The sequence below is a fragment of the Mesorhizobium sp. M0862 genome (genome assembly GCF_040319795.1).
Classification (GTDB): domain Bacteria; phylum Pseudomonadota; class Alphaproteobacteria; order Rhizobiales; family Rhizobiaceae; genus Mesorhizobium.
Genome location: NZ_JAMYOJ010000004.1, coordinates 356,578 through 368,366, shown reverse-complemented (window position 1 = coordinate 368,366; position 11,789 = coordinate 356,578). Strand labels below are relative to the sequence as shown.

General features: G+C 64.2%; 12 protein-coding genes. 9 read left to right on the top strand and 3 right to left on the bottom strand.

Annotation, left to right across the window (positions count from 1 at the left end; translation table 11 throughout):
- Positions 1–192: 192 nt before the first annotated feature.
- Both gntR and NKI15_RS08840 read right to left on the bottom strand, forming a co-directional pair.
- Entirely contained in the window at positions 193–1,221 is a 1,029-nt protein-coding gene (gene gntR / locus NKI15_RS08845; protein WP_023682222.1) for an HTH-type transcriptional regulator GntR, read from the bottom strand.
- A gap of 159 nt (positions 1,222–1,380) precedes the next feature.
- Entirely contained in the window at positions 1,381–2,553 is a 1,173-nt protein-coding gene (locus NKI15_RS08840; RefSeq protein WP_050589864.1) for an MFS transporter, read from the bottom strand.
- A 231-nt stretch (positions 2,554–2,784) separates the two neighbouring features.
- On the opposite strand from NKI15_RS08840, the gene NKI15_RS08835 reads away from it, so the two are divergent.
- The 4 genes from NKI15_RS08835 to mocR all read left to right on the top strand — a co-directional run bounded on the left by NKI15_RS08835 (position 2,785) and on the right by mocR (position 6,081).
- Entirely contained in the window at positions 2,785–3,072 is a 288-nt protein-coding gene (locus tag NKI15_RS08835; protein WP_023673065.1) for a DUF3175 domain-containing protein, read from the top strand.
- A gap of 208 nt (positions 3,073–3,280) precedes the next feature.
- Positions 3,281–4,192 (top strand): myo-inosose-2 dehydratase, encoded by a 912-nt coding sequence (gene iolE / locus NKI15_RS08830; protein WP_023752959.1) that lies wholly within the window; start codon positions 3,281–3,283, stop codon positions 4,190–4,192.
- A 214-nt stretch (positions 4,193–4,406) separates the two neighbouring features.
- Entirely contained in the window at positions 4,407–4,613 is a 207-nt protein-coding gene (locus NKI15_RS08825) for a LacI family DNA-binding transcriptional regulator (RefSeq protein WP_023705614.1), read from the top strand.
- A gap of 1 nt (position 4,614) precedes the next feature.
- The gene (gene mocR, locus NKI15_RS08820) at positions 4,615–6,081 is read left to right on the top strand and encodes a rhizopine catabolism transcriptional regulator MocR (RefSeq protein WP_245261866.1); all 1,467 of its coding nucleotides are present in this window, start codon (positions 4,615–4,617) and stop codon (positions 6,079–6,081) included.
- A 21-nt stretch (positions 6,082–6,102) separates the two neighbouring features.
- Here the strand turns inward: mocR and NKI15_RS08815 are convergent, their stop codons facing one another.
- Positions 6,103–7,347, bottom strand: coding sequence for a DegT/DnrJ/EryC1/StrS family aminotransferase (locus tag NKI15_RS08815; RefSeq protein ID WP_023705616.1), 1,245 nt, complete (start codon positions 7,345–7,347; stop codon positions 6,103–6,105).
- Positions 7,348–7,373: 26 nt separating this feature from the next.
- On the opposite strand from NKI15_RS08815, the gene NKI15_RS08810 reads away from it, so the two are divergent.
- The 5 genes from NKI15_RS08810 to NKI15_RS08790 all read left to right on the top strand — a co-directional run bounded on the left by NKI15_RS08810 (position 7,374) and on the right by NKI15_RS08790 (position 11,772).
- Positions 7,374–7,748: a hypothetical protein gene (locus NKI15_RS08810; protein ID WP_352886015.1), complete on the top strand. Its 375-nt coding sequence runs from the start codon at positions 7,374–7,376 to the stop codon at positions 7,746–7,748.
- Positions 7,723–8,634 carry a polysaccharide deacetylase family protein gene (locus tag NKI15_RS08805; RefSeq protein ID WP_023705618.1) on the top strand — a complete coding sequence of 304 codons (912 nt, stop codon included), beginning with the start codon at positions 7,723–7,725 and terminating at the stop codon, positions 8,632–8,634. Before NKI15_RS08810 ends, NKI15_RS08805 begins: the two co-directional genes overlap by 26 nt.
- 63 nt (positions 8,635–8,697) lie before the next feature.
- Positions 8,698–9,666, top strand: coding sequence for a rhizopine catabolism ABC transporter substrate-binding protein (locus NKI15_RS08800; RefSeq protein WP_023705619.1), 969 nt, complete (start codon positions 8,698–8,700; stop codon positions 9,664–9,666).
- Between the two features lie 157 nt (positions 9,667–9,823).
- A complete protein-coding gene (locus NKI15_RS08795) occupies positions 9,824–10,939 on the top strand; it encodes an ABC transporter permease (RefSeq protein WP_023687958.1) in 1,116 nt (371 codons plus the stop codon).
- Positions 10,936–11,772, top strand: a complete 837-nt coding sequence (locus NKI15_RS08790) for an ATP-binding cassette domain-containing protein (RefSeq protein WP_023712088.1) — start codon at positions 10,936–10,938, stop codon at positions 11,770–11,772. The genes NKI15_RS08795 and NKI15_RS08790 overlap by 4 nt, the downstream gene beginning before the upstream one ends.
- Positions 11,773–11,789 lie beyond the last annotated feature (17 nt).

Below are 11,789 nucleotides of genomic sequence, written 5' to 3'. Positions count from 1 at the left end.
CGATCCCCTCCCCCTCGCCGCTTCACAGGCGAGAAACGAAACTAGCATATTATACATAATAAACAAGCATGAGCTGTTGCTTATGTATAATAAACAGGGGCGGCCTTTCATCAAAACGTCTGCCCGACGAAAATGGTAGCGCTACCATGACGTTGTGTAAAGCACCATTTGCTGAGGCCGGCCAAAGCGTGTTCAGCGTGCGGTGCTCTCGCGGGGCTTGAGTTCGAAACCAAGATCGACGACCCGCTGCTCAGGCCTTCGTCCTGCGATCGCCGCCAGCGCCATGGCGACAGACCGACGGCCGATTTCATAGCGAGGGGTGCGGATACTGGTGAGCGGCGGGAACGCCGCCTGCATCATTTCGAGGTCGTTGAAGCCGACAATGCCGATTGTTTTCGGCACGTTGAGCGCGGCGCTATGGCATTCGAACAAAACGCCGAGCGCGATGTCGTCATTGTTGCAGAAGACGCCGTCGAGCGCCGGCATCTTGGCCAGCGCATCGCGAAGCAGCTCGCGGCCGAGCGTCACGCTGGACAGTAGCGGCGTGGTGGTGACCAGCCGCGGGTCGAACAGGCCGGCCTTCTCCATTGCCGCGCGATAGCCGGCAAGCCGCCGCTGCGAGCGCGGGTCCATGCGTGCGCCGATGAAGCCGATCCGCCGGTAGCCCGCCTCGATCAGATGCTCGGTCGCGGTGCGGCCGCCGTCGAAATGCGAGAAGCCGACCAGCATGTCGACCGGATCGGGCCCGGTCTCCATCACCTGCACCACCGGGCAGCCCGCGCTCTCCAGCAGCTTTCGCGAGGTCGGCGTCTGGTCGATGCCGGCCACGATCAGCGCCGCCGGGCGCTGCGGTGCGAACACCTGCAGCAGGCGCTCCTCCTCGAGGCCGGAATAATGGGTGTTGCCGAGCTGGACGCGGAACGGGCCGTCCGACAGGCTGTCATAGATGCCGCGCACCACTTCTGCGAAGACGTTGTTGGTCAGCGACGGCACCAGCACGCCGAACACATCGGCGCGCGCCGAGGCCAGCGCCCGTGCATTGGGATCCGGGACATAACCGAGTTCGTCGACGGCGGCCTGGATCTGGCGCCGCAGATCTTGGCTGACGCGTTCCGGTTCGCGCAGCGCCCGCGACACGGTGATGGCGCCGACGCCGGCCTTGCGCGCCACATCTGATAGGGTCGGGCGGCCGCCCCCACGACGCGAGCGCGGCTTGGTCATGGACATCCTCCACGTGCCGGGCCCCGGCCGCTGCGCCCTTGCGAAACCATGTCCAGCTTTTCCACTGCCACCATGCCAACCGGCTGCTGCCGCACCCACTCGCCTGCTGGCGTCGCGCAGCCAATCGCCCTTGTCAAGCAACAGGGCAATCCTGCCTTCCTAAGCCATCAGGGCAGCACTGCGTTTTGCTTTCCACAGCAGCAGCCCGATGGCCACTATGTTCAGCAAGTTCCACGCGATCCCGTTGAGGAACGCGGCGGCGTAAGAGCCAGTCAGGTCGTAGATCCAGCCCGACATCCAGCCACCGATCGCCATGCCGAAGATGGTCGCCATCATGACGATGCCGATACGCTGGCCGGCCTCCTTGGCGGGCAGGTATTCGCGCACGATGATGGCATAGCAAGGCACGATGCCGCCTTGCGACAGGCCGAACACCAGCGACACCACATAGAGCGAGGCAAGCCCGTCGAACGGGATGTAAAACAAAAGCGACAGGCATTGCAGCACGGAACCGATAAGCAGGGTTTTCACGCCGCCGATGCGGTCGGCGACAAAGCCGGAGGCAAGCCGGCTGACGACGCCCGCCGCCATCATGATCGACAGCATGTCGGCGCCATGCGCAATGCCGTAGCCAAGATCCATGCAATAGGCGACGATGTGCACCTGCGGCATCGACATCGCCACGCAGCAGCCGAGACCGGCAACGATCAGCAGCACCTGTAACGCCGCCGGCGACAGCGAAATCGACTGCACTGGCCGGCTTCCGGGCGAACCGGCGGCAGCCGCCGTCGGAGCAGCGCGCCGCAACAACAGCACCAGTGGCACCATGGTGACCAGGCAGAAGACACCGATGCCGGCATAGGTGAAGCGCCAGCCTTCCGCCTTGATCAGTGTCGGCATGATGGTTGGCCAGAGCGCTCCGGCGAGATAGTTGCCAGCAGCCGCCGCCGTGACGGCGACGCCGCGCCGATGGTTGAACCAGTGCGAGATGTCGGCGATCAGCGGCCCGAAGATCACCGATGTGCCGACACCAATCAGCACGCCCTGGGCAAGGGTGAATTGCAGGATAGAGGTCGACAGCGCGGCGAGCAGCAGGCCGGCGGCGAGAGCCACCGAGGATAGCAGTGCCGGGATCCAATACCCCATGCGATCGACCGCGCGGCCAACCAGCACATTGCCGGCGGCGAAGCCGACCATGGTTGCGGTGTAGGGCATCGATGCCGCGGCGCGGTCAACGCCGAACTCGGCCTGCACGGCCGGCAGCACGACGACGACGGCCCACATGCCGACTGCACCGATCGTCGCCAGCAGCATGGAGATGGCAAGCCGCATCCAGGCGTAGCTGCTGTCGATGCCGGGGCTATCCGCCTGATTGGCGACGATCGGGGTCAAGGCGTTTCCTGTCTACGGTCCTGGGAAGTCGACCGTTGTGTCGCCACTATCGGCGCATTCACCGCGACGGGCAGCGCCACAGGGCCATGATCCGTGGCTCCAGCGGCCCGGCGACTTTCTCGGGAACCGGCGGCGGCCTGCCCGAGTTTTTGCGACAGGAAGGAGTTTGTCATGACCGCGAAAAAGAAATGGTCGGCCGAGGTGACCGAGCACAGCGATGCGATGGACCTCGAGGACCACATCTTCGAAGCCGACGACGCCAGGAAGATCGCGGCCTCGCTCAAGCGCTCGGCCGAGCACAGCGACCGCCGCAAGGCCGAGCCGTTTCAGTCGGCCATGTCGATGCTGAATTTCTACATCAACCGCGCCGGCAAGAACCTGCCGCAGGCGCGCCGGAAAGTGCTCGAGGACGCCAAGGACGAACTGCGCGCGGCCTTCGGAAGGCCGCAGCAGGATTAATGCATGTCGCTCAAAAGTGGCGCCGGTTTTGAGACAACGACATGCAAAGACCTAAGCGCGTCGACTTAGTCCGTTCAAACGGGACGCGCTTTAGCGCTCCCGATTGGCTCTACCAAATTCACCTCAACTGGACCTAGTGACAGGTCCTCTTTCCCCTCAGTTTGCCGGCCTCGGCTTTGTGTTTCCCCGAGCCCTTTGAAGTAGCGGCATGACGGTCAAGATCGGCATCAATCCCATCACCTGGAGCAATGACGATGTTCCCGCACTCGGCGGCGATACGCCGCTCGCGACATGCCTGTCGGAAACCAGGCAGGCCGGCTATCGCGGCACCGAACTCGGCGGCAAATTCCCCAGGCGAAGCGACGAGCTTGGACCGATCCTGTCTTCTTACGGACTGGAGCTCGTCTCCGGCTGGTATGACGGCCGCATTCTGGACCGCACGGTCGACGAGGAATTCGCCGCCCTCACCTCGCATCTGACCCTGCTGCGCGACCTCGGCGCCAAGGTCGTCGTCTATGCCGACACCTCGCGCGGCCGTCATGACGGCATTTTCGCGCCGATCTCACAGCGTCCGCGCCTCGCTGACGGCGAATGGACCGCCTATGGCGAGAAGCTGACCGAACTCGCCGACCGCATGGCTGCCTTCGGCGTCGGCATGGCTTTCCATCACCATATGGGCACCATCGTCGAGAGCGATGACGAGGTCGACAGGCTGATAGCCGCAACCGGCAAGAGCGTCGGCCTGCTGTTCGATACCGGCCATTGTCTGTTCTCAGGCGGCGACCCGGCCTCCCTCCTGAACCGGCATCTCGACCGCATCGTGCATTTCCATTGCAAGGACGTCCGCGCGGCCGTGCTGGAGAAGGCACGGCGCGAGGACATGAGTTTCATGGCGGCAGTGATGGAAGGAATCTTCACTGTGCCCGGCGACGGTTCCGTCGATTTCCTGTCGCTGTTGAAGCCGCTGGCCAAGCGCGGCTTCGAAGGCTGGATCGTCGTCGAGGCCGAGCAGGATCCGGCCAAGGCACACCCCTTGACCTATGCCACGAAAGGTTACGCTTCGCTTCTCAAATCGGCCTGCGCGGCCGGGTTCGACGTCGCGATACGAGACTTGGCCTAACCACCGCCGGGGGGCTGGTGGTTGGGCCGGTTGGGCGCGCGCCTCGGTAGGGGTAGCGACGCGAAAGCGCCCGGCGATCCGCGCCGCCGCCCTCCCTTGGCGGCGCGGATCGCACAGTTCTTGGCATCGAAATTTTTGCCCCCGAGTTGCCGGCCCGGCGTTTCAAGCTTGAGGCTGGCGACGAGGCATGCCTTGATGCGGATGGAGGAGCGACATGGCATTCGAGGCGGCACTCGGCATGGAACGGCTTTGCACCATCCGTGAGATCGCCGAGAAGGCGGAACTCGGCGCGGCAACCGTTCACCGCGCGCTGAAGAACAGCCGTGAGGTCCGTCCCGCAACCAGACGGCTGGTGCTCGAGACCGTTTGCCTGCTTAACGAAGAAAAGATCGCGCGCGCAGCCAGGCTCGTCGGAGACTAGCTTGGCCGACCACATGCGCCTTTCCCTCGACATCATGTCGGTCGACCGCGGCTCGGACGAACCGATGCACCGACAGATCTATGGCGCCCTGCGGCGCTTCATCCTCGACGGCCAGATCCAGCAGAACACGCTGCTACCATCGACACGCTCGCTGGCCGAGGATCTCAAGGTCGGCCGAAACACGGTGATCGCCGCCTACGACCAGCTGCTCGCCGAAGGGTTTATAGAGGCGCGCGCCGGGTCCGGCACCTGGGTGGCGCCGATCCAGCAGAAACGCCCGCCGGCCGCGCTGCGCGCCGGGCTTGCCGCTCCGCAAAAGCTCTCGCGGCGCGGTCAGACCATCGTCAACGGCCCGCAGCCGCCGCGCAATGCCGGTGTCATCAACTTCCATCCCGGCGTGCCGGAAACCGCCTCCTTCCCCTTCACCATCTGGTCCAGCCTTCTGGTGCGCAATGCGCGCAGCCGCGACGAGAACTTGCTCGGCTATATCTCCTTTGCCGGCCATCCCGGTCTGCGCCAGGCCATTGCGTCGACCATCAGCCTGTCGCGCGGCATCAACTGCACCGCCGACCAGGTCATCATCGTCACCGGCGCGCAGGCGGCACTCGACCTCGCTTCGCGCGTGCTGATGGACGAAGGCGATCATGTCTGGATGGAGGAGCCCGGCTATCTCGGCGCCAAGAGCGCCTTTCTCGCCAGCGGCGCGCAGCTTGCGCCCTTGAAGGTCGATCGCCTTGGATGGCATCTCGCAGACCCAGAGCTGCCGCCGCCGCGCCTCATCTATGTGACGCCATCCTGCCAGTGGCCGTTCGGCACCATCATGCGCATCGAGGAACGACTGCAGCTGCTTGACATCGCGGAACGCCACGGCGCCTGGATCGTCGAGGACGATTATGACGGCGAATATCGTTATCGCGGCCGGCCGGTGCCGGCGCTGCGCGGCCTCGATCATGCCGACCGCGTCGTCTATATTGGTTCCTTCGGCAAGACGCTGATCCCGGCGCTGCGCATCGGCTATCTCATCGTACCCCGCGAACTGTCCGTGCCCTTCGACCGTGCCGTCTCGATCACCGGCCAGTTCGCGCCGCTGATCCTGCAGGCGACGGTCAACGACTTCATCACGCAAGGCTATTTCGCCACACATCTGAAACGCATGCGCCGCCTTTATGCGCGCCGGCAAGCCAATTTCGTCAAGCTGTGCCAGGAGCATCTGGCCGAATGGCTGACAGTGACCGAGAACGATTCCGGCATGCAACTGCTGGCCAGTTTTGTCCGACCCTACAAGGACAGTGACGTCGTCGCCGCTGCCGTCAAGGAGGGCCTCGACGTGCAGGGCATCTCGATCAACTACCATTCGAGCGAGCCGGAACACGGCCTGCTGCTCGGCTATGCCGCGATGGACGAACGCCAGATCCTGCGCGCGGTGCTGGCGTTGCGCGCTGCCTTCATGCGGCTGGACCGGCAATAGGCCGATCCAGCGCTGAGCGCTTCAATTCACACTATCGAATTTCTGCAGATCGACGGGCGCTGCCTTGCGCACCTCGACATCGTCCAGCGAGGCATTCTCCAGCGCCACACGGGCCGCCGCATCGATGTTATGGATCATGTCGTCGATGTCGGCGTCGCCATGCGCCGGATTCATCGCGATCATCACCGTGCGGTTGAGGATGTCGAGAGAACCCTTGCCGAGGTCGTCGGCATAGGTCAGCCGCAGGCCCTTGTTTTCCGGCAGCGTGTACGGATTGAGCGCCGGATGATGCGCGCCCTCATGCATCAGCACCTGGTCCCACTGGGTGAAATTGTGGCGGCCGGTCTGGCCGGCAATGACGCTCGGAATGGTCTTCGAAAAAGTCTGCGCCGCCTGTTCGCTGGGCAGCAGATACATTGCCTGTGCCGCGCAATCGTCGTCGGGGCTGTTCATCGGCGACGGCGTCAGGCCGAGATTGCCGAGATGGCGCGTGCCGGCCAGCACCTTCTTCTTCTCCGCCCGCATCGCCTCGATGATGCCGTCCAGACGGTCGAGCTGGACATTGAGCATCGCGCCCATCAATTCCGAGGCGCGCGCGCCGATGCCGGCGAACGGCTTGATGCTGTCGCTGCGGCCCTGCCAGTAGAAGTGGCAGGGGTCGATGGCGCAGCGCGCGCGCTCGGCCACTTTCGGATCGCTGGTGGCGATGCCGCCGCCCTCGCCCGACGTGATGTTCTTGAAGTAGTTGAAGGAGTAGGCGCCGGCATGGCCGATGGAGCCGAGCTTCCTGCCCTCATAGCCGCCGCCAATGCCCTGGCAGACATCTTCCAGCACGAGCAGACCGCGTTTTTTAGCGATGTCCATGATGGCGTTCATGTTGCAGGCCGCACCCCACATATGTACCGGGATGACCGCCTTGGTGCGCGGGCCGATGGCGTCGCGCAGAGCGGCCGGGTCGATGGTCAGGCTCTCGTCGATATCGACAATGACCGGAATGGCGCCGACCGACAGCACTGCTGTGGCGGTCGCCATATAGGTGTGCGCCGGCACCAGCACCTCATCGCCCGGGCCGATGCCGAGGCCGATCAGGCCGGCGGCGAGCCCATAGGTGCCGCTGGCGGCAAGCGCGAAATGCTCGACGCCGAGATGCCTTGCATAGCGCGCCTCGAAGCGGTTGCACTCGCTGTTCTTGCCATAGCGAAACAGCGCACCCGAGCGGATCACCCTGGCAATGGCTTCGATCTCTTCTTCGCCGGCAGTGTACATGGCAAGTCTCCCACATCGCTGATGGTATGAAAGCAGTACGCCTGCGGCCGCCGTTTGAAAGAACCACTCCGCTGCGATCTGACCAAGCCATCCTGCTCACGTCGGAGCGGCGTTTAGCGCCGACTGTGGGCATAGCGAATGAAATCGGCATTCCAGAACGCAGGCCCGCGGAAAAATCGTACCCATCCGAATTCGTCGAAGTGGCCCTGTCGGAAAGCCCGCATTGGGCGTTCCATCGCGTCCAGTTGGGCAAACGGTCGGTTCCATGCAGCACGGGACACACTTTGGAAGACCCTCGAAACCGGCGTGCCGGCAAGATGGTGGCCCGCAAGATGGTGGCCGGCAAGATGGTGGCCGGCAAAACGGTGGCCGTCCATGACGCGACAGCTCGTCCTGCATGAAGACGATGTCGGCATGTGCCATGGCGCCAACAGCGCCTTCCTCGAACTGACCGCATTGGGCGCCTGCAGCTCCGGCGCCGTGATGGTGCCGTGCCCATGGTTCCCTGAGATGGCCGAAGCGGCAGCCGCCAATCCGCGGCTCGATCTCGGCGTCCACCTGACGCTGAACAGCGAAAAGCAGCACTACAAATGGCGGCCGCTGACGTCGCCGTCGCGCGCGGCCGGCCTGACGGACGAGTTCGGCTATTTCTGGCCCGATGTCGCGACCACCCGCCGCAAGGCAGCACCGCAAGCGGTGGAAACCGAGCTTCGCGCCCAGATCGACACCGCCTACCGCGCCGGCATCGACGTCACTCATCTTGATGCCCATATGGGGGCAGCGCTGTCGCCCGAGTTTTGCGACGTCTACATCAAGCTCGGCCTGGAATATCGGCTGCCGGTGCTGTTGACCAAAACGCTGTCGGCCTATTCGCCCAACGACAATCTCGTCGGCGTCACCGAAGCGGCGTTCCAGCGCGGCGTCACTGAAGCCCGCGCTAAGGGCTTTGTCATCTTCGACGCCGCCATTCAGACGACCTGGGGCCGTCCACGCTCCAAGCCGATAGAGCCCGCCTACAAGGCATTGGTCGAAGGGGTGCGCGAAGGCCTGACCTTCTTTTGCCTGCACTTCAACGCGCCGGGCGAGCTCGAACTGATCGAGCCGCGCTCCGCCTATGTCCGCACCGAGGAATATGAACTCTTCCGGGACCAGGGTTTTCGCGACTGGCTCGGCGTGCAGGACATCGACATCATCGGCATGAAGCCGCTGCGCGAGGAGCTTCGTGCACGGCTCGGGGCATCGACATCGGCAAAGGCCCGCAAAGCGGCCACCCGGGCAGCACCGTAAGCCGATCCGGTCGGCCGAGGCGCAAAGAGGGAATTGGAACTGCAACGACAATGGGAGAATGACATGAAGACTGTTCTGAAACTGGCGCTCGGCGCGCTTGTCTCGATGAGTATGCTGGCGGATGTCGTGCAAGCCGCGGGCCTGAAGGACCCGAAGGATGTCCGCATCACCTTCGTGGTGCATGGCTCGGCCTCCGATCCCTACTGGTCGGTGGTCAAGCGCGGCGTCGACGATGCGGCGGCGCTCACCGGCGCCAAGGTCGAATATTATGCGCCGCAAGTGTTCGACGTGGTCGAGCAGGCCCGCCTGCTCGACGCGGCCATCGCCACCAATCCAGACGGCATCGCCGTCTCCATTGCCGACGCCAATGCGCTTGGTAAATCGGTCAAGGCCGGACTTGCCGCCAACATTCCGATGGTCGTTCTGGATTCCGGCGAGAAGGAAGGCGCCGAACTCGGCACCTCTCTCTACGTCGGCACAGTCTCCGAATATGATTCCGGCAAGAAGGCCGGCGAGCGGCTGGCCAAGGAAGGCACGCTCAAAGTCGTCTGCATCAACCACGAGGTCGGCAATGTCAGCCTCGACCAGCGCTGCCAGGGGTTGAATGACGGGCTGAAGCCGTCAGGCGGCGGCACCGAGGTGCTTACCGTGTCGCCCGATCCGGCCGACATCCAGCGCCGCACCGAGGCCTATCTGTCGGCGCATCCCGACACCCAGGCGGTGTTTGCGCTCGGCGCCACCGCCGCCAATCCGCTGATCCCGTTCTTCCGGCAGAAGGAACTGTTCGGCAAGATCAAGCTCTACACCTTCGACATCAGCCCCGAAGTCCTGGATTCCGTCGTCGCCGGCGAAATGGGCTTCGGCATGGACGCCCAGCAATATCTGATGGGATACCTGCCGGTGATCTATCTGGTCGAGCATGCCACACATGGCTTCTGGCCGCAGAACAACGCCTACACCGGGCCGCTGTTCATCGACTCGCCCGACAAGGCCAAGGCGATCCTGGCGCTCGCCAAGGACGGCATCCGCTAAGGCAAGACCAAAACGGATCGGGGAGCCGCCATGCGCTCCCCGTCTCTGGTCGAGATTGCGAAGTGAGCGATTGGGGAGCCTAATGGCTGTTGTGGAAGACAACGCGATACCTCCAGAAGCGCCGGCCCCCGGGGTACTGGGCAAGGACCGTTTCGGCATGACGTCGAAACGGGCTGCCGGCACTGACGAGCGGCTGGCCAGCACCGGCCGGCTGACGCAATGGCTGCGCCGGCCCGAAGCCGGTGCCGCCGGCGGCCTCATCGCCACCGTCATCATCTTCGCCCTGCTGCCGGGTGCGTCGAACCTCTATTCGCTACAGGGGTCGATGACCTTCCTGACGCTGGCAGCCGAACTCGGCATCATCGCCACGGCCGCAGCCCTTCTCATCATCGCCGGCGAGTTCGATCTCTCCGTCGGCTCGATGGTCGGCTTCGCCGGCGTCGTCATCGGCCTGACCGTCAAATACTGGGGCTTGCCGCTGTGGGGCGGCATCGCCTGCGCCTTCGCTGTCGCCATCCTCACCGGCTACGTCAACGGCCTGATCGTGGTGAAGACCCGCCTGCCCTCCTTCATCGTGACGCTGGCGTCGCTCTACATCCTGCGCGGCCTGTCGATCGGCATCACCCGCGCCGTCACCGGCCGCACGCAGATCCCCTACATCCTCGACGGCGCGCCGGACCCGGCAACCGCGGGCCTGTTCAACGGCCATCTCCTGACCGGCTTCTTCCAATGGATGGGCACGCAAGGTTGGATCGCCACCCGCACCGACGGCATTCCCTTCGTCGTCGGCATTCCGATGTCGATCGTCTGGTGGCTCGGACTGACAGCGCTTGCCGGCTATGTCTTGACCCAGACCAAATACGGCAACTGGATCTTCGCCACCGGCGGCGACCTCAATGCCGCCCGCAATGTCGGCGTGCCGGTCGACCGGGTTAAGATCGCGCTGTTCATCTACACCGCCTGTGCCGCGACCTTGCTTGCCACCATCCAGGTGATGGAGGCCGGCTCCGCCGACACCACGCGCGGCCTGCTCAAGGAATTCGAGGCGATCATCGCCGCGGTCATCGGCGGCGTGCTGCTGACCGGCGGCTATGGCACCGTCTATGGCGTGCTGTTCGGCGCGCTGATCTTCGGCCTGGTGCAGATGGGCATCTTCTACACCGGCATCGACACCGACTGGTTCAAGGTCTTCCTCGGCATCGTCATTTTGATGGCCGTGCTGGTCAACAACTACATCCGCCTCAAGGCGCTCGGACGCGGAGGTGGCAAATGACCTACCCGAACCCGTCCCCGGCCATCCAGCCAGCCATGGAATTGCGTGGTGTGTCGGTCAATTTCGGCTCGGTGCGCGCGCTCCAGGATATCGACATCAAGGTCTATCCCGGCGAGGTGCACTGCTTGCTGGGCGACAACGGCGCCGGCAAGTCGACGCTGATCAAGGTTCTGTCGGGCGTGCACCGGCCGACCAAGGGCGAGATTTTCGTCGACGGCAAGCCCGTCACCTTCCGCAGCCCGCGCGACGCGCAGGACCTCGGCGTCGCGACGGTCTTCCAGGACCTCGGCATGATCTCGCTGATGTCGATCACCCGCAACTTCTTCCTCGGCCGCGAGCCGACGAGAAGTCGCCTGCCCTTCTCGCGCTTCGACAAGGAGCGCGCCAACACAATTGCCCGTCAGGCGATGGCCGATATCGGCATCGACGTGCGCGACCCGACACAGGCAGTCGGCACGCTGTCGGGCGGCGAGCGCCAATCGGTGGCGATCGCGCGCGCGGTCCACTTCGGCGCCAAGGTGCTGATCCTCGACGAGCCGACCTCGGCGCTCGGCGTGCATCAGGCGGCGATGGTGCTGAAATTCATCATCGAGGCGCGCATGCGCGGCCTGGCGGTGATCTTCATCAGCCACAACATCCACCACGCCTACCCTGTCGGTGACACTTTCACGCTGCTAAACCGCGGCCGCAATCGCGGCACATACGCCAAGTCCGAGATCTCGCGCGACGAGGTGATTTCGATCATGTCGGGCGGCGAGGATTTGAAGGCGGTGGAAGCTGAGATTGCCGGGCTGTTGGCGCAGATCGGCAATCGGCCGGCCGCCGCACCCTGAGCCTGGAACACTTTTGC